Origin of the sequence: Stenotrophomonas geniculata (genome assembly GCF_034508895.1) — a bacterium.
Taxonomy (GTDB): Bacteria; Pseudomonadota; Gammaproteobacteria; order Xanthomonadales; family Xanthomonadaceae; genus Stenotrophomonas; species Stenotrophomonas geniculata.
The window spans coordinates 102,489-122,509 of sequence record NZ_CP140571.1 but is presented as its reverse complement, the minus strand read 5'-3'; the positions used below and the strand labels follow the sequence as shown (position 1 = coordinate 122,509).

The window sequence follows — 20,021 nt, the reverse complement described above, 5'->3', positions numbered from 1 at the left end:
TCAGATCGCGGCAAAGGCGCCAGCCGAGCATGGGCTATGCCGGTCGTCCTGACCGGCACCCTTCGGGCCGTCGCCAGCGACGTTGGCAGCGGCTCCTGCCGCTGCCTTCGGCTCTACCGAAGCGGGGGTTTACGCCGCCGCCGCCTGCTCGCGGCGCGGGCCTTCACGCAGGGCGCGGCCGACCATGCCCACCAGCAGGTCCAGCTCTTCGCTGTCCATGCCGAAGTGCGGGGTGAAGCGCAGCGAGTTCTCGCCACCGTGGATCACGTTGATGCCGTGCTGGCGCAGCCATTCCTCGGTGGAATTGGCGCCGTAGCACTTGAACTGCGGGGCCAGCTCGCAGGAGAACAGCAGGCCGGTGCCCTGCACCTTGGTGATCAGCCCGCCCAGCTCGTTCTTCAGCTGTTCCAGCTTACGCACGGCCTCGGCACCGCGTTCGGCAATGTTGGCACGCACCTGCGGGGTCAGCTGGGCCAGGGTGGCGCAGGCCACGTCCAGCGCACGCGGGTTGCTGGTCATGGTGTTGCCATAGATGCCCTTGCGGTACAGCTGCGCGGCATGCTCGGTTACCGCCAGCACGGACAGCGGGTACTGCGCGGCGTTGAGCGCCTTGGAATAGGTCTCCATGTCCGGCGGGTCCAGGCCTTCGAAGCCCGGGTAGTCCACCACCGAGAGCACGCCATGCGCGCGCAGGCCGGCCTGGATCGAGTCGAGCAGCAGCAGGCTGCCATGGGCACGGGTCAGTTCACGGGCCACGGCATAGAACGACGGCGGCACCGAGCGGCCGGGGTCGCCTTCGCCCATCACCGGCTCCAGGAACACCGCTTCGATGAACCACTGGTTGCGTGCGGCATCCTCGAACACCTTGCGCAGGCCGGCCTCGTCGTACGGCGCCACGGTGATCACCGAGTCCTCGCCGCGATAGCTGGCCAGGTGCTGCATGTAGCTCCTGCGGCTGGAATCGGAATACAGCGCCGGGCGGTCGGTACGGCCGTGGAAGCTGCCCTTGACCACCACGCGCTTGATCGCGGCGCCGGCGTGGCGCGCGCCGGGGTCGGTCTGCAGCTTGGCGTTGACGTCGGCGATGCGGGCGGCCAGGCCGACGGCCTCGGAACCGGAATTCAGGCACATGAAACGGGCGAACGGGCAGCCGCCACGGCGGTGGCCGATCTCGGCGCGCAGGGCGGTGATGAAGCGCTGCTGCGACAGGCTGGGGGTCATGATGTTGGCCATCACCTGCGGGCGGGCCATCGCCTCCAGCACGGCATCCGGGGTGTGCCCGAAGCCGAGCATGCCGTAGCCGCCGGCGTCGTACAGCACGGCGCCCTTCAGGGTGACCACCCACGGGCCGCGCGCGGCCAGTGCCACGTACGGGGTCACCGCGTCATCGGCATAGAAATTGACGAAACCGTCCTGCATCGCGTCGATCTGCGCCTGTTCGTCCTGCGCCAGCAGCGGCCCCAGGTCGGCCTGCACGCGCGCGAATTCCTCGGCGGCGGCATCCACCGCAGCGATCAGCTGCGGGTGGTTGGCGGACAGGGTGGTCAGGGTGGCATCGTCCAGACCGGAGGTGAGGCGGGTGCCGGGCTGGTTGCGCAGGGGGGCGAGGCGTTCGATGAAGCTCATTGCAGATCTCCTGAAACAATGGGTCGCACGGGTCTTCAAAAGCAAAACGCGCGTCATCACGCGCGCTTGGGGCAGGCTCGTGCAGCGGACTTCCGGCTCGATGCTAGCACTTGTTTTTTTGCGCGATAACCCCGCAGAAACCTGCTGCATAGCAGCATTTTGCGCGACGTTCGCCGCGAAGCGCGCCGGCTCGCAGACGCTGGACGTACAATGCGCGCCATTGTCGACCTGTTGCCGCCCACTGCCTTGAAGAAGTCCGATTTCCACTACGACCTGCCGGCCGAACTGATCGCGCAGGCACCCTTGGCCGAACGTTCCGCCAGCCGCCTGCTGCTGGTCCCGCCGGCGCCTGATGGCTTCACCGATCTGCAGGTGCGTGATCTGCCATCCCTGCTGCAGCCGGGCGATCTGCTGGTGTTCAACGACACCCGGGTGATCCCGGCGCGCCTGTTCGGGCAGAAGGCCAGCGGTGGCCGCGTGGAGATCCTGATCGAACGCCTGCTCGGCGGCCAGCAGGCCCGTGCCCAGGTCGGCGCCAGCAAGTCGCCGAAGGCCGGCAGCCGCATCGCGCTGGATGCCGGTGGCGAAGCCGAGGTGCTGGGCCGCGATGGCGAGTTCTACGTCCTGCAGTTCCATGTGCCGGAATCGCTGGAACAGTGGCTGCTGCATGCCGGCCGGCTGCCGCTGCCGCCGTACATCCAGCGCGAGCCGGGCGTGGACGACCGCGAGCGCTACCAGACCGTGTTCGCGCGCGAAGTGGGCGCGGTGGCGGCGCCGACCGCCGGCCTGCATTTCGACGAACCGCTGCTGGCCGCGCTGAAGGACAAGGGCGTGGACTTCGGCCATGTCACCCTGCACGTCGGCGCGGGCACCTTCCAGCCGGTGCGCGCCGATGACCTGAAGGATCACGTGATGCACCGCGAGTGGCTGAACGTCGGCGCTGAGCTGGTGCAGCAGGTACGGCGCACGCGCGCGGCCGGCGGCCGGGTGATCGGCGTCGGCACCACCGTGGTACGCGCGCTGGAAAGCGCGATGCGCGATGGCGAGCTGCTGCCGTTCGCCGGTGAAACGCAGATCTTCATCACCCCGGGCTACCGCATCCGCAGCGTCGACGCGATGGTGACCAACTTCCACCTGCCGGAAAGCACGCTGCTGATGATGATCTCCGCGTTCGCCGGCAAGGAAAGGGTGTTCGAGGCGTACCAGCACGCGATCGAGCAGCGCTACCGCTTCTTCAGCTACGGCGACGCCATGCTGCTGTTCCCGCAGGCGGGGTAGGGCGCTGACCTCTGCCTGCTTGTGGTGGGTGCGCACCGTTGGTGCGCACTTGCAGGTGCCTGGAGACCAGGAAAGCCACGCATGGCGTGGCTCTACTACCCAGGTAGATCCACGCCATGCGTGGATAATTCCTTCCGCAAGTCGGTTCCGCCGGGCTGCTCAGCCCAAATCCACCTCGCATTCGCTGAGCGGAACAGACTGGCCGTCGGAGATGATCAGGTGGTCATCTTCAATACGGGCCAGGCGAAGACCCAGGGTCCTTGCCCCGGCTTCAACCGCCTTCCGCCATCCATCCAGATCGCCGTGGAAGGAAAGGGCTCGGAAGCACTGGCCGTTGGGCAGGGTTATCCGGCAGCTGTCCGATACGATGCCACCGCTGCTTGCGGTGAGCTCGCCAGCAGAGTCCTGCAGCGCATCGAATTGTCTTGCCGCGCGGGTCGTTTTGTCAGCTTCAAAGTAGACAACTTCCACTCCGGCCACGGGATTGATACCCGGGGCGATTCGATCGGCTCGTTGCTCGATCTTTCCCCCAAGAATTGTCTCTAGTACCTCGCGGCCATCTTTATTCATTTTCGGGGCTGATTTTCTGGCGGAACAACATATGCCGCCCATCTTGGAGTGGCGACAGGCCAAGGCCAAGGCCAGAGACGACAGCCCAGCAGTCGCGTCGCCAGGTCCTCGGCTCCATTCAGGCCTGAATGGGCGGCCGACCCGGTTTTGGGAGACAATAGGCGACTATTTGCCTGAACGACCGCTCCATGTCCCGATTGCAGTTCCAGCTCCAGACCCGCGACGGCCGTGCCCGCCGTGGTCGCCTGACCTTCCCGCGTGGCACGGTGGAAACGCCGGCCTTCATGCCGGTGGGGACCTATGGCTCGGTCAAGGGCATCCTGCCGGACCAGGTGCGCGCGCTGGGCGCCGAGATCATCCTCGGCAACACCTTCCACCTGTACCTGCGCCCGGGCCTGGACATCATCGCCGACCACGGCGGCCTGCACGGCTTCTGCCGCTGGGATGGCCCGATCCTGACCGACTCCGGCGGCTTCCAGGTGTTCTCGCTGGCCCACCGTCGCAAGATCACCGAGCAGGGCGTGACCTTTGCCTCGCCCACCGACGGCGCTCGCGTGTTCCTGGGCCCGGAGGAGAGCATGAAGATCCAGAAGGTGCTCGATTCGGACGTGGTGATGATCTTCGACGAGTGCACCCCGTACCCGGCCACCGAAGACGTCGCCCGCCGTTCCATGGAACTGAGCCTGCGCTGGGCGCAGCGCAGCCGCAACGCGCATGACGAGCTGGGCAACGACGCGGCCCTGTTCGGCATCGTCCAGGGTGGCGTGCACACCGACCTGCGCAGCCGCTCGGCCGAGGCCCTGCAGGCGATCGGCTTCGACGGTTACGCCATCGGCGGCCTCGCCGTGGGCGAGCCGGAGCACGAGCGCAATGCCATGCTCGACCACCTGGACCCGGAGCTGCCGGGTGACCGCCCGCGCTACCTGATGGGCGTGGGGCGGCCGGAAGACCTGGTCGAGGGTGTCGCACGTGGCGTGGACATGTTCGATTGCGTGATGCCCACCCGCAACGCGCGCAACGGCCACTATTTCACCTCGTTCGGCACCGTCCGCATCCGCAACTCGCAGTACGCGCGCGACATGGATCCGATCGAGCCCGGCTGCGGCTGCGTGGCCTGCACCGGTGGCTACACCCGTTCCTACCTGCGCCACCTGGACCGCTGCAACGAGATGCTGGCGCCGATGCTGGGTACCCTGCACAACCTGTTCTATTACGAAAAGCTGATGGCCGACATCCGTGCGGCCATCGAAGCGGGAACCTTCCTGGCCTTCCGTGAGTCTTTCTACGCGGCACGCGGGGCGGTCGCGCCGCCCCTGTAAACCGAGTACCCCCTGCCAAACGGCCCAAGGACGAACGCCCGGGGCCGTGGCATACTTCAAGGCTGACCCAGATCCGCGGTCGACACCCCGTGCCCGTGAAAGGGCCGGAGCGCCGCCCAACCAAAGGACCAACGATGAACCTGCTTGCTTTCCTGATTCCCGCCGCCCACGCCCAGGCCGCCGGCGGCCAACCGCAGGGCATGGGCCTGACCACGCTGCTGTTCCCGGTCATCCTGATCGCCATCATGTACTTCCTGATGATCCGCCCGCAGATGAAGCGGCAGAAGGAGCACAAGGCCATGCTGGAGAAGATCAAGCGTGGCGATGAAGTGCTGACCAATGGCGGCATCGCCGGCATCGTCACCGACATCGGCGACAACTTCATCACCATCGAAGTGGCTGACAACGTGCGCATCCGCGTGCAGAAGGGCGCTGTCGGCAACGTGCTGCCGGCCGGTACCCTGAAGTCGGCCCAGTAAGCCACTCCCTTTCCGATGCACAACCGCGGCGCCGGGGATGGCGCCGCGCGGGACCCAAGCAATGCTCGAATTTCCACGCTGGAAGTACGTCGTCATCCTGATCGTACTGGCGCTCAGCGCGCTGTACGCGCTGCCCAACATCTACCAGAAGGACCCGGCCGTCCAGATCACCGCCAACCGTGGCGGACAGGTCGACGACGCGCTGCGCGACCGTGTGCTGGCCGACCTGAAAAAGGCCGGTGTGGACGCCCTCGGTGCCGAGAAGGAAGGGGAGAGCCTGATCGTCCGCCTGCCGGACCTGAAGGCGCAGTCCGCTGCCAGCGACGCCCTGCGTGACACCGTCGGCGAGAAGTACACCGTGGCCCTGAACCTGGCCTCGACCGTGCCGGACTGGCTGGCCAACCTCGGCGGTCGCCCGATGGTGCTGGGCCTGGACCTGCAGGGCGGCGTGCACTTCGTGCTGCAGGTCGACCAGAAGGCCGCGCTCGACAAGCGCCTGGATGCCTACACCGAAGACGTGCGCAGCACCCTGCGCGACGCCCGCATTCCGTACCAGTCGGTGGAACGTCGTGCTGACAACAGTATCGTGGCCAACCTGAGCCCGTCCGCCGGCGACGACGCCGCGCAGCGTGCCCGCACCGCCCTGGTCAAGGCGCAGCCGACCCTCGGCTACGACGTCAGTGGCAATCGCATCACGGTGACCGTGCCGGAAACCGAGATCACCCAGATCGCCAACGGCGCCATCGAGCAGAACATCAACACCCTGCGCAACCGCGTGAACCAGCTGGGCGTGGCCGAGCCGATCATCCAGCGCCAGGGTGCCGACCGCGTGGTCGTGCAGCTGCCGGGCGTGCAGGACACGGCCGAAGCCAAGCGCATGATCGGCGCCACCGCTACCCTCGAGTACCGCGCGGTGGTTGACGGCAATGCACAGGACGCCATCAACTCCGGCCGCATTCCGCCGGAAGCGAAGGTCTACCAGCGTCGTGATGGCGGTGGTCCGGTCCTGCTGAACAAGCGCGTGATCGTCACCGGTGACCAGATGGTCGGCGCGCAGGCGGTGACCGATTCGAACAGCGGTTCTCCGGCGGTCAGCGTGACGCTGAACAATGTCGGCGGCCAGCGCATGTTCGACTTCACCAGCGCCAACGTGAACAAGCCGATGGCGGTGGTCTACACCGAGCGCGTACCGACCGTGACCGTTGTCGACGGCCAGGAAGTGCGTGGCTTCAAGGTCAACGAGGAAGTGATCTCGGTGGCCAACATCAACGGCGTGTTCGGAAAGAACTTCCAGACCACCGGCCTTCAGAAGAAGGAAGCCGAGGACCTGGCCAAGCTGCTGAAGTCCGGCTCGCTGGCCGCGCCGATGGACTTCGTCGAAGAGCGCGTGGTCGGCCCGAGCCTGGGTGCCGAGAACGTCAAGAACGGTATGCGCGCGGTGGTGTTCGCATTCCTGTTCACCCTGGTGTTCTTCAGCGTCTACTACCGTATGTTCGGCGTGATCACCTCGATCGCGATGCTGTTCAACCTGCTGATCGTGGTGGCGGTGATGTCGCTGTTCGGCGCGACCATGACCCTGCCGGGCTTTGCCGGTCTGGCGTTGTCGGTCGGCCTGTCAGTGGACGCCAACGTGCTGATCAACGAGCGTATCCGTGAAGAGCTGCGTGCCGGCGTGCCGGGCAAAACCGCGATCGTGACCGGTTACGAGCGTGCTTCGGGCACCATCCTCGACGCCAACCTGACCGGCCTGATCGTCGGTGTGGCGCTGTTTGCATTCGGTACCGGTCCGCTGAAGGGCTTCGCGCTGACCATGATCATCGGTATTTTCGCCTCCATGTTCACCGCGATCACCGTGTCGCGTGCGCTGGCGACGCTGATCTACGGCCGTCGCAAGAAGCTCCAGAACGTGGCCATCTGACGGGACGACACGCACAATGAAACTGTTTCCGCTGCACATCCTCCCGAACGACACCAAGATCGACTTCATGCGCTGGCGCCATGTCGCCATGGCAGTCACCATCGTGGTGTTCCTGGCGTCGATCAGCATCATCGCGTTCAAGGGCTTCAACTACGCGCTGGACTTCACCGGCGGCACCCTGATCGAAGCCCGCTTCGACAAGGCGGTGGACGTCGAGCAGGTCCGCACCAAGCTCGAGCAGAATGGCTTCGACGGCGCCCAGGTACAGAGCGTCGGTGGCAACACCGACCTGCTGATCCGCCTGGCGCCACACGGCGAGCATGCTCCGGGCACGGGTGCTGCCGCCACCGAAGACAAGGCTACCGCTGCCGCTGTAGTGAAGGCACTGTCCACGGCTGATAATCAGGCAACCGTACTGCGCAACGAGTTCGTCGGCCCGCAGATCGGCAAGGACCTGGCGATGAATGGCCTGTACGCCACCATCTTCATGCTGGCCGGCTTCCTGATCTACATCGCCGTGCGCTTCGAATGGAAGTTCGCGGTCACCGCCAGCATCGTGGCCATGTTCGACCTGATCGTGACGGTGGCTTACGTGTCCCTGCTGGGCCGTGAGTTCGACCTGACCGTGCTGGCCGGCCTGCTGTCGGTGATGGGCTTTGCGATCAACGACATCATCGTGGTCTTCGACCGCGTCCGCGAGAACTTCCGCAGCCTGCGCGTGGACTCGATGGAAGTGCTGAACCGTTCGATCAACCAGACGCTGTCGCGTACGGTGATCACCGCAGTGATGTTCTTCCTGTCGGCACTGGCCCTGTACATGTACGGCGGCAGCTCGATGGAAGGCCTGGCCGAGACGCACATGATCGGTGCGGTGATCGTGGTGCTGTCCTCGATCCTGGTGGCGGTGCCGATGCTGACGATCGGTTTCCTGCGCGTGAGCAAGCAGGACCTGCTGCCGAAGGCGAAGGACGTCGAGGCCCTGGCCCGTCGCCCGTAAGCGTTCGCGCTGCACGCAATGCACAGAGAACCCCGCGCAAGCGGGGTTTTTTGTTGGCAGGGCTTGCAGCCCTGCACCTGCAGAGGCAACAGCAACAGCAACAGCGGGCATTCCGTGGATTGGTGGGGCGGTGTCGGAGTGCGGGGGCGCCGCAAGTACGTCCCTGTAGGCTTGGCAGCCGCATCCATGCGGCTGACACCCCGCACTCCGACACCGCCCCACCTTCGACAGATTCCTGCGGCTGTCGGTAGGTGTCGACCTTGGTCGACACACCTGTCAGATATCGAATGAGTCATCCACGCATGGCGTGGATCTACCGTGTCGACCAAGGTCGACACCCACCAGAGCAGAATGCCGTCCTGACAGATTGCAGAAATCTGTCGAAGGCGGGGTGGGTCCGGTTGAGGGGGCGTGAGCCGCATGGATGCGGCGACCGAGCTTACATGGGTGAGGGCGCTTTGCTTGCGAAGCATTGCTTCGCAAGCGCCCGAACGCACAGCCGCCAGCGGCTGGGCCGGGCCCCGGAGGGGGACTTGCAGCGTCCCCCTCAACCGGGCCCACCCCGCCCACCCCCAGGAACCCAGCTTTTGACGTTGCTCTGGCTCTGGCCGTTGCTCAGGCCTCTGCGGGTGCAGGGTGCAACCCTGCAAAAGAAACACCACCCTACGGCAGCGTCGGTTGTGCATTCGGCCCCCGCGCACTACGATCCTGCGGTTCGTGCGCGCATGCGCGCACCCATATTCCTGCTGAGCGCCCCGCGCGCCGCATCTGCCAACCCGAGGTATCCATGGTCATCAAACCGCGCGTCCGCGGCTTCATCTGCGTCACCACCCACCCGACCGGCTGCGACGCCGCGGTCAAGCAGCAGATCGACTACATCCGCGCGCGCCCGCCGATCCAGAACGGCCCCAAGCGCGTGCTGGTGATCGGCGCCTCCACCGGCTACGGCCTCGCTGCGCGCATCACCGCTGCCTTCGGCAGTGGCGCCGCGACCCTGGGCATCTTCTTCGAACGCCCGGGCAGCGAGACCAAGCCGGGCACGGCCGGCTGGTACAACTCGGCCGCGTTCCACAAGTACGCCGACGAAGCCGGCCTGTACGCCAAGAGCATCAACGGCGATGCCTTCTCCGATGAAGTGAAGGCGAAGACCATCGAAATGATCAAGGCCGATCTCGGCCAGGTCGATCAGGTCGTCTACAGCCTGGCTGCGCCGCGCCGCAAGCACCCGAAGACCGGTGAAATCATCAGCTCTACGCTGAAGCCGATCGGCGAGCCGATCACGCTGCGTGGCCTGGATACCGACAAGGAAGTGCTGACCGAGACCCATCTGCAGCCGGCCACCCCGGAAGAAGTCGCCGGTACCGTCGCGGTGATGGGCGGTGAGGACTGGCAGATGTGGATCGACGCGCTGGCCGATGCCGGCGTGCTGGCCAACGGCTGCACCACCACCGCCTTCACCTATGTGGGCGAAGAGATCACCCAGGCGATTTACTGGAACGGCTCGATCGGTGCCGCCAAGAAGGACCTGGACAGCAAGGTGCTGGGCCTGCGCGAGAAGTTGGCCAAGATTGGTGGTGATGCACGCGTATCGGTGCTGAAGGCGGTGGTGACCCAGGCCAGCTCGGCGATTCCGACCATGCCGCTGTACCTGTCGCTGCTGTTCAAGGTGATGAAGGAAAAGGGCACCCACGAAGGCTGCATCGAGCAGTTGGATGTGCTGTACGACATCCTCTACGGCGGCAAGGCCGACGGCGTGGCGATCGATCGCCTGCGCCACGACCTGGTCGATGGCGAGGGCCATACCGTTGCGCTGGTCGATGAGGAAGGCCGCCTGCGTGCCGACTACAAGGAAATGGCGGCAGACGTGCAGGGCAAGGTGGTTGCGCTGTGGCCGCAGGTGACCAACGAGAACCTGTACGAGATCAGCGATCTGGCCGGTTACAAGGCCGACTTCCTGCGCCTGTTCGGCTTTGGCGTGGAGGGCGTCGACTACGAGGCCGACGTCAACCCGGACGTGAAGATCGACAATCTGGTCGACATGACCTGATCCATGAAAAGGCCGGCGAAAGCCGGCCTTCTCTTTGTGTAGAGCCGAGCCATGCTCGGCTGCTCTTCGCTTGAGTCTCGCAGCCGAGCATGGCTCGGGTCTACAGGTAGGGATCACCCAAACTCGAAGCCCATCTCCGGCAACGCCGGGCCGACGAAGTCGCCCTGCACGTAATCCACGCCGGCACTGAACAGCAGCGTCATCGAGTTGGCATCGCTGACGAACTCGGCGATGGTGCGGATGCCGGCTTCCTGCGCACGCGCAGTGATCTGGCTGATGCGGTCGATGTTTTCCCGGGTGGCGGCCAGATCGCTGGTGAAACCGCGGTCCAGCTTGAGGAACTGCGGCTGGAAGTGGGCCAGCAGCTGGAACGAATCCAGCCCCGATCCAAACTGCTCCAGGCCGATGCGGCAGCCCAGCGGCGCCACTTCGGCAAGGAACTGCTGCGCACTGCGCAGATGGGTGAACACCTTTGCTTCCGGCGCATGCAGCCACAGCCGTTCGCCGGGCACGCCCTGTGCCTGCAGTTCCCGACGCAGGGTGGCGATCATCTGCGGGTCGTCGAACGACTCTGGCGTCACCTTCACCAGCATCTGCGTGGCATGGCCTTCGCGTGCACGTTGGCCCAGCACAGCGATCGCCCGTGACACCACCCAGCGGTTGATGTCGGCCAGCAGGCCGTGTTCCTCCGCGATGCCCAGGAACGCAGTCGGGCTCAGCAGTTCACCATTGTGCTCAAGGCGCAGGTAGGCCTCATACAGCTCCAGCGACTCCCCCTGCAGGTTCAGCACCGGCTGGTAGTGCAGCTGGAAGCCATCACCGGCCAGTGCTTCACGGATTCGGGTGACCCAGCGCAGCACGCGTTCTTCCTCCACGCGGTCGGCAGCGGCCGGGTCGAAGATGCGGCAGGTGTTGCCCAGTTCGGCGGCGGCCTGCGTGCATTCGCTGGCGCGTGCCAGCACCTGGCCGATGCTGGCGATCTTCTCGCCCACCTGCACGCCACCGATGCTGACCGTTACCGTGGCCGAACGCGCGCCGATGCTGAAGACGTGTGCGGCGTAGGCTTCGCGGATGCGCTCGGCCAGTGCCACGGTCTGCGCGTAGGGCCCGGCCTGCAGCACGGCGAAATTGTGTTCGCCGAAGCGGGCCAGCTGCGCGTCCTCGCCAACCACCTCGGCCAGCAGGGAGGCGAGGGCGCCGATCAGGATGTCGGCTGAGGCCAGGCCGATATCCGGCAGCAGGCGCGCGTAGTGGTCCGGCTCGATCAGCAGCAGGCCGAACTGGCCTTCGCTGCGCCCGGCCTGGGCCACCGCGCTTTCCAGCTGCAGCATGAAGGTCGGTCGGTTGAGCAGGCCGGTGACCTGGTCGCGCTGGCGCAGGTCCTCGACCTCGCGCGCCAGTTCCGGGTCGAATTCCATGCGGCGGCGGAGTACCACCTGCAGGCAGGATTCGCCCTCGTAGGTGGCGGGGGTGAATTCCATCGTTGCCGGGAACGCGCTGCCATCCTCGTGGCGCGCGTCAAGCTGGTACTGCGGCGGCGGCGCCTCGCCACGGCTGAGGCCCTTCAGCAGCTGCTTGAAGCCTTCCACATGCTGGGCGGCGACCATGTCCAGCAGCGAGATGCCTTCGATATCGTCGAAATGCTCGTAGCCGAACATCTCCAGATAGGCGTCGTTGGCGCGGATGTGCATGCCTTCATGCACGTAGGCGATGGGGTCGCGCGAGGAAGCGATCAGGGCATCGCAGCGGCGCTCGGTCTCGCGCATCTGCGCCTCGATGCGGCGCAGGCCACGACGCGCCTGCAGGTCCACCCACTGATCACGGACCACGGCGAGCAGGTGCTCGGAACGCTGGCGCAGGGCGAGGGCACGGATGCCGTGGCTGCTGGCTTGTACCAGCTCGTCCTCGTCGATGCGTTCGGCCAGCAGCACCAGCGGAATGTCCTTGCCGCTGGCAGCAATATGCTGGGCCACCAGTGGCAGTGGGATGCCCTGCGAGGGCGAAGCCAGCACCAGGTCGATGGCCTGGCTGGCCAGCACCTGGGACAGCTCGGCAGCATCCTGCGGGCGCCACGGACGCACCGCGATGCCGCTGTTGCGCAGGGTGCTGACGATGGCCTCGGCGTTCTCGCCGCTGTCATCGACGATCAGCAGGCGGATGGTGATGTCGTTCGCGTTCTGCATGCACTGCTCCCCAATCTGCAAATCTAGATACACGATGCGCGCCGAACCGTCCATGCGCGCACCCCTTGCACGCATCGAACGGCGATGTGGTTCACACCACGCCACCGGCCGCGTGGCCGCTGGCCCAGGCCCACTGGAAGTTGTAGCCGCCCAGCCAGCCGGTCACATCCAGCACCTCGCCGACGAAATGCAGGCCGGGTACGCGCTTGGATTCCATCGTCGAAGACGAGACCTCGGCGGTGTCCACGCCGCCGAGCGTGACCTCAGCGGTACGGTAGCCCTCGGTGCCACTGGCCACCAGCGGGAACGCGCCCAGCAGCTGCGCGGCCTGGCGCAGCACCGGCTCGTCCAACTGGCGCACGGGCCGGTCGGGCAGCCAGTGTTCGCACAGCCGCTGTGCCAGCCGCTTCGGCAGTACTTCGCCCAGCACCGTGCGCAGTTCGGCGGCGGGTCGTTCGCGCTTCATCTGGCGCAACCACTCGCCGGCATCCTGGCCGGGCAGCAGGTCCAGCTCCAGCGCATCGCCGGGTTGCCAGAACGAGGAGATCTGCAGGATCGCCGGGCCACTCACGCCGCGATGGGTCAGCAGCATGAAGTTCTGGAAGCTCTTTCCGTTGCAGCGCGCCTCGATCGGCAGGGCGACACCACTCAGATCGGCCAGCCGTTCCTGGTGCTTGCCGCTGAGCGTCAGCGGTACCAGCCCTGCGCGGGTCGGCAGCACTTGGTGGCCGAACTGTCGGGCCACTTCATAACCAAAGCCGGTGGCACCCATGCTGGGAATGGACAGGCCGCCGGTGGCAACCACCAGCGAGGCGCAATGGAACAGGCCATGGGTGGTATGCACGCGGAAGCCATCGCTGCCGTGCTCGATGCGCTGCACGCTGCACTCGGTGCGCACCTGCACGCCGGCCGCCTGGCATTCGTCCACCAGCATCTTCACGATCTGCTTGGACGAGACATCGCAGAACAGCTGGCCCAGCTCTTTTTCGTGATACGCGATACCGTGCTTGTGCACCAGCTCGATGAAGTGCCAGGGCGTGTAGCGCGCCAGCGCCGACTTGCAGAAGTGCGGGTTGGCCGACAGGAAGTTGGCCGGGGTGGTGCCGGTGTTGGTGAAGTTGCAACGGCCACCGCCGGACATCAGGATCTTCTTGCCGACCTTGTTGGCATGGTCGATCACCTGCACCTGGCGGCCGCGCTGGCCAGCCGTGATTGCGGTCATCAGCCCGGCCGCGCCGGCGCCGATGACCACCACATCGCAACGGATGGTGCTCATGCCTTGGCGCGCTTGCGCCAGTTCGGGATTACGTCGAGCTGGATCTGGTCGTTGAGCAGCTGCACTTCGCCGTCCTGGATCAGCACGCTCCAGCGCATGGCGCGCTGGATCTGCTGGCCCCACAGTTCGACGAAGGCACCATCGAGGTCGACCACCGACAGGTTGTCGAAGCGCCCCAGGCCCTTGCTCTGCTTGCTCCACCAGATGTCCGAAGCGTTGCCGCCGTAGTTCACCACCTGCACCTGGCGGCTGCGGTTGCTGGCCTTGCGGATGCGCGATTCGTCTGGATGGCCCAGGTCGATCCATTGCAGGATGTCGCCGGTGTAGTCGTGCTCCCACAGGTCCGGCTCGTCATCGGTACTCAGGCCGCGGCCGAATTCCAGGCGGTCGCCGGCGTTCAGCGCGAAGGCGAGCAGGCGCACCATCAGGCGATCGTCGGTCTCGGACGGGTGCTGGGCCAGGGTCAGGTTGTGGGTCACGTAGTAGCCGCGATCCATGTCGCTGATCTGCAGTTCGGCCTTGCGGATGGTGGCGGTGAGAGCCATGGGGGGTCCGTGGACTAAAGACGACAATGATAGAGGTTTGCTCCAGGGGTGTCCGTGGCCGGGCTGTCTGTGGCGCGTCAACGTGGCACCCTTTCACTCTTTCCTGCCGCAGGAGTGCCACCGATGACCCTGCCCAGCCGCCTGCAGCTGCCGCCCGGACACTGGCGCAGCCTGCTCGATGGCCTGTGTGCACGTTTCCCTCGCATCGACCGTGCGCAGTGGCAGGACCGCTTCGCCCGAGGCCGTGTGCAGGATGCGCAGGGCAGGGCACTGGCGCCGGACATGCCCTGGCAGGTGGGGTTGGAAATCCAGTACTTCCGCGAGGTGGCCGACGAACCGGTGGTTCCCTTCGCCGAGACCATCCTGCATCTGGATGCGCACCTGCTGGTGGCGGACAAGCCGCACTTCCTGCCGGTGACGCCGGCCGGTGGCTATGTGCGCGAAACCCTGCTGGCGCGCCTGGTCGCACGCACCGGCAACACCGAACTGGCGCCGTTGCACCGCTTGGACCGGCTGACCGCCGGCCTGGTGCTGTTCTCGACCCAGGCAGCCACGCGTGATGCCTATCAACGGCTGTTCCGCGAACGGCGCATCGAGAAGACCTATGAGGCGCTGGCACCGGCGCTGCCCGGGCTGGCGTTTCCGTTGCAGCGGGACAGCCGCCTGGTGCCGGGGGAGCCATTCTTCCGCATGGCCGAAGTGCCGGGCGAGCCCAATGCGCGCAGCCGGATCGAGCTGATCGAGGCCGAAGGGCCGGTCTGGCGCTACCGGCTGCTGCCGGAAACCGGCCGCAAGCACCAGCTGCGCGTGCACATGGCGGCGCTGGGCGCGCCGATCGAGGGCGATGACCTGTATCCGCTGCTGAGGCCGCGCCCGGATGAAACGGTCGAGTCGCCCCTGCAGCTGCTGGCGCAGGGGCTGGCCTTCGATGACCCATTGAGCGGGGAGCCCCGGCGGTTCAGCAGCCGGCGCCGCCTGTGCCTGCCCGGCCAGGGCGGGTAGGGCCGTTCAGCGAACCGGGCGTCGGGCCAACCAGCGGTCCAGCTCGGCAGCGAACAGCTGCCGGTCGCGCGGGCCCAGCGGCGGCGGGCCGCCGGTCTGCACCCCGGCGCCGCGCAGCTCTTCCATGAAATTGCGCATCGACAGCCGCTCGGCCATGTTGTTCGGGGTGTACAGCTGGCCGCGCGGGTTCAGCGCCACGGCCTTCTTCTCCAGCACCAGGGCGGCCAACGGGATGTCCTGGGTGACCACCAGGTCTCCGGCGGCGACCCGCTCGACGATGGCGCTGTCGGCCACGTCCAGGCCCTGCGGCACCTGGATCGAGCGCAGCCAGCGCGATGGCGGGGTGCGGATCCACTGGTTGGCGACCAGGATCAGCTCGATCCCAACGCGTTCAGCGGCACGGAACAGGATGTCGCGAATGACGGTGGGGCAGGCATCCGCGTCCACCCAGATGCGGGGCAGGGCGGGTTCAGCTTGGGTTTCAGCTTCAGTCATTTACCCAGTGTAGGGTAGGAAAAACCTGAATGGGGACTCGGAGTTAGGCTTGATCGGCTGCCAAGCCTTGTCACGCCTAGCGGGCAGGGTTTGCCCATGAACGTCCGGGCTATCGCTTTTTGCAGAAAACACGCGTATCGTTCGACCCACTGTGTTTGCTAGGGTCACCGTGAATCGTGGCCTGGTGCAGTTGATCTCACGATCCGCTCATCGATCCGCTTTACCAACGCCTGCAACTCAGTCTCGGCCCCGATACCCGGTGGCTGCGATTTTTTTCAACATGTGTTTCAGGAGTTAGTCAAATGTCTGATCGTCAGACCGGCACCGTCAAGTGGTTCAACGACGCCAAGGGCTTCGGCTTCATCACCCCGGAAAGCGGCCCGGACCTGTTCGTGCACTTCCGTGCCATCCAGGGCACCGGCTTCAAGACCCTGCAGGAAGGCCAGAAGGTTACCTTCATCGCCGTCCAGGGCCAGAAGGGTATGCAGGCTGACCAGGTGCAGGCGGTCTAATCCGTCTGCTACCGTTTGGTAGCCAGAACGCCGGAAGCGAAAGCTTCCGGCGTTTTTTGTTGCCTGCTGTTCTGTAGCGTCGAGCCATGCTCGACTGCTTTCCAAAGGCAGTCGAGCATGGCTCGACACTACATAGGGCATGCACTGCTCGCGGTACGATGCGGGCCTCCCCAAGGATCATCCCCATGCGCATCGTCCATCACCTGGAAAACTCCCGTTCCCTGCGTGTGCTGTGGATGCTGGAGGAGCTGGGGCTGGACTACGAACTGCGCCGCTATCCGCGCGATCCGAAGACGCTGCTGGCGCCGCCGGAGCTGCGCAACGTGCACCCGCTGGGCAAGTCGCCGGTACTGCAGGATGGCGAGCTGGTACTGGCCGAGTCCGGTGCCATCCTCGACTACCTCGCGGATCGCTATGACACCCAACGCCAGCTGTCGCCGTCACCGATGCCGGCCGATGGCGCCGAGCGCATCGCCTACCGCTATTGGTTGCACTACGCCGAAGGCTCGGCGATGCCGCCGCTGCTGCTGACCCTGGTGATGGGCCGCATCCGCAACGCGCCGATGCCGTTCTTTGCCCGTCCGATCGCGCGCAGTATCGCCGACAAGGCCGAACGTGGCTTCATCGGCCCACAGCGGCGCCTGCACCTGGACTGGATGGAGCGCCGCCTGGCCGAAAGCCCGTGGTTTGCCGGTGAACGCTTCAGCGCGGCCGACATCCAGATGAGCTTCCCGATTCAGGCTGCGGCCGCGCGCGGCGGTGGTCTCGACGACAAGCCGGCACTGCGTGGCTTCCTCAAGCGTATCGGTGAGCGACCCGCCTACCAGCGTGCCGAGGCCCACGGCGGCCACCTGCAGGCGCTCAGCGGCAATTGAGGAGGGCGGCCGTCGCCCCCATCTTCAGCACCATGGATACCGACAGCCCCCGTTTCGACAACCGCCTGCTGCAGACCCTGCCGGGCGATCCCGAATCCGGCCCGCGCCGGCGCAAAGTGCTGGGTGCGGCCTGGTCGCCGGTGATGCCGACCCCGGTGACGGCGCCCACGTTGCTGGCCTGGTCGCCGGATGTTGCCGCGATGCTTGGTTTCGATACCGCTGAAGTCGAAAGCGAAAGCTTCGCGCAGGTGTTTGGCGGAAACGCGCTGTACGCCGGCATGCAGCCTTGGGCGGCCAACTACGGCGGCCATCAGTTTGGTCACTGGGCCGGCCAGCTCGGCGACGGTCGCGCGATCTCGCTGGGTGAACTGGTCGCGCCCGATGGCCTTCATTGGGAGCTGCAGCTGAAGGGGGCGGGGCCCACGCCGTACTCGCGCGGCGCCGATGGTCGCGCGGTACTGCGCTCGTCGATCCGCGAGTTCCTGTGCAGTGAAGCGATGCACCACCTTGGCGTGCCGACCACGCGTGCGCTGTCGCTGGTTGGTACCGGCGACGACGTGGTGCGCGACATGTTCTACGACGGCCATCCGCGTGCAGAGCCCGGCGCCATCGTATGCCGCGTGTCGCCGTCGTTCCTGCGCTTTGGTTCCTTCGAGCTTCCGGCATCGCGCGGGGAAACCGCACTGCTGCAGCAGCTAGTGGGTGCCTGCATCGCCCGCGACTTCCCCGAACTGCAAGGGCAGGGTGAGGCGCTGTATGGCGACTGGTTCGCGCAGATCGCGGTGCGCACCGCCGAGATGATCGCGCACTGGATGCGCGTCGGCTTCGTGCATGGCGTGATGAACACCGACAACCTGTCCGTTCTTGGTCTTACGCTCGACTACGGTCCCTATGGCTGGGTCGAGGATTTCGATCCGGACTGGACGCCGAACACCACCGATGCCCAAGGCCGGCGCTATCGTTTCGGCACCCAGCCGCAGGTGGCGTACTGGAACCTGAGCCGATTGGCACAGGCATTGTCACCGTTGTTTGCCGATGTCGAACCGTTGCAGGCTGGATTGGCTGCATACCAGTCCACCTTCGTGGCCTGCACGCGCCGCGATGCCGCAGCCAAACTCGGCCTGGCTGCGGCCGACGATGAAGACCTGCAGCTCTACCTGCGCTGGCAGCAGTTGATGCAGGACGGGGGAATGGACATGACCCTGGCCTGGCGTGCGCTGATGCGTATCGATCCGGCGGCACCGGATGTGGCGCTGCTGGATGCGGTGTACTACGACGAGGCGCGCCAGCAGGCGGTGCAGGCGCCGTTGCAGCAGTGGCTGCAGGACTATGCGGTGCGGTTGCAGGCCGATCCGCTGTCGGCCAGCGAACGCCTGGCGAAGATGACAGCGGCCAACCCGCTGTACGTGCTGCGCAACTGGCTGGCCCAGGAAGCCATCGATCGTGCGGAGCAGGGCGACCTCGGCGGTGTTCATGCGTTGCAGGACGTACTGCGCAATCCATACACCGAGCGTGCCGGTCTGGAACACTTCGCCAGCAAGCGCCCGGCGTGGGCCGACAATCGCGCCGGCTGCTCGATGCTGTCCTGCAGTTCCTGAGGGTGGGTTTCGGCAGGGCTGCGCCCTGCACCTGCAGAGGCAAGGGCCGAATCCAAAGCCAGAGCCAAAGCCAGAGCCAAAGCGGCTCTGGATTGTCGATGGTCTGGCGGGGCGGTGTGGGGCTGCAGGACACGCCGTAAACCCATCCTTGGGGGCTCGATGGCGGCATCCATGGCGCCAACGGTCCTGCAGCCCCACACGGCCCCACCTCCGACAGATTCCCGCCGCTGTGGGTAGGTGTCGACTTTGGTCGACACGGTCGATCCACGCCATGAGTGGATGCTTTTCGTTCAATTCTCGAAATATTCGATTTCGATGAAGATTCATCCACGCATGGCGTGGATCTACGACAGGTCGCAGGAACCTGTCGAAGGCGGGGGGGGGCCGGTGGCGGGAGTGTCCGCGGCATGGATGCCGCGGCCAAGCCCCCATGGACGGGTTTACGGCGTCTCCCGCCACCGGACCCACCCCGCCATCCCACAGGAAACCCGCTGTTGCTGTTGCTCTTGCCGTTGCCTTGGCTTGAAGCCTCTGCAGGTGCCGGGCGCAGCCCGGCCGAACACCCCAACAGGCAGCCGGCGCCCGGAACAGGTACCCTATGCCGCCATCAGACAACCAACGTGACATGACCGACGCCCTCGTCGCTCCGCAGTGGGCCTCCCGCCTGCGCGACATCGCCGACTTCCCCAAGCCCGGCATCCTCTTCAAGGACATCATGCCGCTGCTCGCCCATGGCGAGGACTTCCGCGGTGCCATCACCGCGATGGCCGACCGTTGGCGCGACCAGAAGCTGGACGCGGTGATCGGCATCGAATCGCGTGGTTTCATCCTCGGTGCCGCCATGGCGCTGGAACTGGGCGTGGGCTTCGTGCCGGTGCGCAAGCCGGGCAAGCTGCCGGGTCAGGTGCTGCGCGAGGAATACACGCTGGAATACCGCAGCGACTGCATCGAAGTGCACGCCGATGCGCTGCCGGCCGGTGCCCGCGTGGCGATCATCGACGACGTGCTGGCCACGGGCGGCACGCTGGTCGCCGCGTTGTCGCTGGTGCGCCGCCTGGGTGTGGACGTGGTCGGTGCCGGCGTGCTGGTCGAGCTCGATGGCCTCGGCGGTCGTGCGCGCTGGGAATCGGATTTGCCGCTGCACACCGAACTGGTGTTCTGATCAGGCAGGTATCTGCGAACCGGTAGTTGCCAACCTTGGTTGGCAGCACCTTTCGCGACTGACGCCACGGAATGGGCCAACCAAGGTTGGCCACTACCAGGTCAGATCGTTGCCAACCGTGGTTGGCAACGCTGCTTCA

17 protein-coding genes are annotated in these 20,021 nt (G+C 65.9%); 11 read left to right on the top strand and 6 right to left on the bottom strand.

The window, feature by feature from the left end; translation table 11 throughout:
• Positions 1–129: 129 nt before the first annotated feature.
• Positions 130–1,626 carry an aminotransferase class III-fold pyridoxal phosphate-dependent enzyme gene (locus RI032_RS00550; RefSeq protein ID WP_322547694.1) on the bottom strand — a complete coding sequence of 499 codons (1,497 nt, stop codon included), beginning with the start codon at positions 1,624–1,626 and terminating at the stop codon, positions 130–132.
• A gap of 210 nt (positions 1,627–1,836) precedes the next feature.
• Between RI032_RS00550 and queA the strand changes: the two genes are divergently transcribed.
• Positions 1,837–2,904, top strand: coding sequence for a tRNA preQ1(34) S-adenosylmethionine ribosyltransferase-isomerase QueA (gene queA, locus RI032_RS00545; protein ID WP_010484499.1), 1,068 nt, complete (start codon positions 1,837–1,839; stop codon positions 2,902–2,904).
• A gap of 159 nt (positions 2,905–3,063) precedes the next feature.
• Here queA and RI032_RS00540 read toward each other — a convergent pair whose 3' ends face one another.
• Positions 3,064–3,474 carry a hypothetical protein gene (locus RI032_RS00540; RefSeq protein WP_197632475.1) on the bottom strand — a complete coding sequence of 137 codons (411 nt, stop codon included), beginning with the start codon at positions 3,472–3,474 and terminating at the stop codon, positions 3,064–3,066.
• 188 nt (positions 3,475–3,662) lie between these two features.
• Between RI032_RS00540 and tgt the strand changes: the two genes are divergently transcribed.
• The 5 genes from tgt to fabV all read left to right on the top strand — a co-directional run bounded on the left by tgt (position 3,663) and on the right by fabV (position 10,234).
• Positions 3,663–4,793, top strand: coding sequence for a tRNA guanosine(34) transglycosylase Tgt (gene tgt, locus RI032_RS00535; RefSeq protein ID WP_029379947.1), 1,131 nt, complete (start codon positions 3,663–3,665; stop codon positions 4,791–4,793).
• Between the two features lie 134 nt (positions 4,794–4,927).
• Positions 4,928–5,272, top strand: a complete 345-nt coding sequence (yajC, locus tag RI032_RS00530; protein WP_005409257.1) for a preprotein translocase subunit YajC — start codon at positions 4,928–4,930, stop codon at positions 5,270–5,272.
• Positions 5,273–5,333: 61 nt separating this feature from the next.
• On the top strand, positions 5,334–7,190 hold the full coding sequence (gene secD, locus RI032_RS00525; RefSeq protein ID WP_010484504.1) for a protein translocase subunit SecD: 1,857 nt from the start codon (positions 5,334–5,336) through the stop codon (positions 7,188–7,190).
• Positions 7,191–7,206: 16 nt separating this feature from the next.
• On the top strand, positions 7,207–8,187 hold the full coding sequence (gene secF / locus RI032_RS00520) for a protein translocase subunit SecF (protein ID WP_010484505.1): 981 nt from the start codon (positions 7,207–7,209) through the stop codon (positions 8,185–8,187).
• Between the two features lie 787 nt (positions 8,188–8,974).
• Entirely contained in the window at positions 8,975–10,234 is a 1,260-nt protein-coding gene (gene fabV, locus RI032_RS00515; protein ID WP_191863933.1) for an enoyl-ACP reductase FabV, read from the top strand.
• A gap of 113 nt (positions 10,235–10,347) precedes the next feature.
• Here fabV and RI032_RS00510 read toward each other — a convergent pair whose 3' ends face one another.
• From RI032_RS00510 to RI032_RS00500, 3 genes are all read right to left on the bottom strand, one after another.
• Positions 10,348–12,417 carry an EAL domain-containing response regulator gene (locus RI032_RS00510; RefSeq protein ID WP_134958932.1) on the bottom strand — a complete coding sequence of 690 codons (2,070 nt, stop codon included), beginning with the start codon at positions 12,415–12,417 and terminating at the stop codon, positions 10,348–10,350.
• 91 nt (positions 12,418–12,508) lie between these two features.
• Entirely contained in the window at positions 12,509–13,693 is a 1,185-nt protein-coding gene (locus RI032_RS00505) for a BaiN/RdsA family NAD(P)/FAD-dependent oxidoreductase (RefSeq protein WP_010484512.1), read from the bottom strand.
• A complete protein-coding gene (locus RI032_RS00500) occupies positions 13,690–14,238 on the bottom strand; it encodes a YaeQ family protein (RefSeq protein WP_100448367.1) in 549 nt (182 codons plus the stop codon). Before RI032_RS00500 ends, RI032_RS00505 begins: the two co-directional genes overlap by 4 nt.
• 123 nt (positions 14,239–14,361) lie before the next feature.
• On the opposite strand from RI032_RS00500, the gene RI032_RS00495 reads away from it, so the two are divergent.
• Positions 14,362–15,240, top strand: coding sequence for a pseudouridine synthase (locus RI032_RS00495; protein WP_322547693.1), 879 nt, complete (start codon positions 14,362–14,364; stop codon positions 15,238–15,240).
• A gap of 6 nt (positions 15,241–15,246) precedes the next feature.
• Here the strand turns inward: RI032_RS00495 and RI032_RS00490 are convergent, their stop codons facing one another.
• Positions 15,247–15,735 (bottom strand): YaiI/YqxD family protein, encoded by a 489-nt coding sequence (locus tag RI032_RS00490; protein WP_109813868.1) that lies wholly within the window; start codon positions 15,733–15,735, stop codon positions 15,247–15,249.
• 302 nt (positions 15,736–16,037) lie between these two features.
• On the opposite strand from RI032_RS00490, the gene RI032_RS00485 reads away from it, so the two are divergent.
• The 4 genes from RI032_RS00485 (at position 16,038) to RI032_RS00470 (ending at position 19,882) form a co-directional block, all read left to right on the top strand.
• A complete protein-coding gene (locus RI032_RS00485) occupies positions 16,038–16,247 on the top strand; it encodes a cold-shock protein (RefSeq protein ID WP_004153307.1) in 210 nt (69 codons plus the stop codon).
• 185 nt (positions 16,248–16,432) lie between these two features.
• Positions 16,433–17,122 carry a glutathione S-transferase family protein gene (locus RI032_RS00480; RefSeq protein WP_010484523.1) on the top strand — a complete coding sequence of 230 codons (690 nt, stop codon included), beginning with the start codon at positions 16,433–16,435 and terminating at the stop codon, positions 17,120–17,122.
• A gap of 32 nt (positions 17,123–17,154) precedes the next feature.
• The gene (locus tag RI032_RS00475) at positions 17,155–18,720 is read left to right on the top strand and encodes a protein adenylyltransferase SelO (RefSeq protein WP_322547692.1); all 1,566 of its coding nucleotides are present in this window, start codon (positions 17,155–17,157) and stop codon (positions 18,718–18,720) included.
• Between the two features lie 625 nt (positions 18,721–19,345).
• The gene (locus RI032_RS00470; protein WP_005413028.1) at positions 19,346–19,882 is read left to right on the top strand and encodes an adenine phosphoribosyltransferase; all 537 of its coding nucleotides are present in this window, start codon (positions 19,346–19,348) and stop codon (positions 19,880–19,882) included.
• Positions 19,883–20,021 lie beyond the last annotated feature (139 nt).

What these genes read in the sequence shown, in the direction of transcription:
- RI032_RS00550 (WP_322547694.1), bottom strand. Translation starts at nt 1,626, where the DNA reads ATGAGCTTCATCGAACGCCTCGCCCCCCTGCGCAACCAGCCCGGCACC.
- queA (WP_010484499.1), top strand. Translation starts at nt 1,837, where the DNA reads ATGCGCGCCATTGTCGACCTGTTGCCGCCCACTGCCTTGAAGAAGTCC.
- RI032_RS00540 (WP_197632475.1), bottom strand. Translation starts at nt 3,474, where the DNA reads ATGAATAAAGATGGCCGCGAGGTACTAGAGACAATTCTTGGGGGAAAG.
- tgt (WP_029379947.1), top strand. Translation starts at nt 3,663, where the DNA reads ATGTCCCGATTGCAGTTCCAGCTCCAGACCCGCGACGGCCGTGCCCGC.
- yajC (WP_005409257.1), top strand. Translation starts at nt 4,928, where the DNA reads ATGAACCTGCTTGCTTTCCTGATTCCCGCCGCCCACGCCCAGGCCGCC.
- secD (WP_010484504.1), top strand. Translation starts at nt 5,334, where the DNA reads ATGCTCGAATTTCCACGCTGGAAGTACGTCGTCATCCTGATCGTACTG.
- secF (WP_010484505.1), top strand. Translation starts at nt 7,207, where the DNA reads ATGAAACTGTTTCCGCTGCACATCCTCCCGAACGACACCAAGATCGAC.
- fabV (WP_191863933.1), top strand. Translation starts at nt 8,975, where the DNA reads ATGGTCATCAAACCGCGCGTCCGCGGCTTCATCTGCGTCACCACCCAC.
- RI032_RS00510 (WP_134958932.1), bottom strand. Translation starts at nt 12,417, where the DNA reads ATGCAGAACGCGAACGACATCACCATCCGCCTGCTGATCGTCGATGAC.
- RI032_RS00505 (WP_010484512.1), bottom strand. Translation starts at nt 13,693, where the DNA reads ATGAGCACCATCCGTTGCGATGTGGTGGTCATCGGCGCCGGCGCGGCC.
- RI032_RS00500 (WP_100448367.1), bottom strand. Translation starts at nt 14,238, where the DNA reads ATGGCTCTCACCGCCACCATCCGCAAGGCCGAACTGCAGATCAGCGAC.
- RI032_RS00495 (WP_322547693.1), top strand. Translation starts at nt 14,362, where the DNA reads ATGACCCTGCCCAGCCGCCTGCAGCTGCCGCCCGGACACTGGCGCAGC.
- RI032_RS00490 (WP_109813868.1), bottom strand. Translation starts at nt 15,735, where the DNA reads ATGACTGAAGCTGAAACCCAAGCTGAACCCGCCCTGCCCCGCATCTGG.
- RI032_RS00485 (WP_004153307.1), top strand. Translation starts at nt 16,038, where the DNA reads ATGTCTGATCGTCAGACCGGCACCGTCAAGTGGTTCAACGACGCCAAG.
- RI032_RS00480 (WP_010484523.1), top strand. Translation starts at nt 16,433, where the DNA reads ATGCGCATCGTCCATCACCTGGAAAACTCCCGTTCCCTGCGTGTGCTG.
- RI032_RS00475 (WP_322547692.1), top strand. Translation starts at nt 17,155, where the DNA reads ATGGATACCGACAGCCCCCGTTTCGACAACCGCCTGCTGCAGACCCTG.
- RI032_RS00470 (WP_005413028.1), top strand. Translation starts at nt 19,346, where the DNA reads ATGACCGACGCCCTCGTCGCTCCGCAGTGGGCCTCCCGCCTGCGCGAC.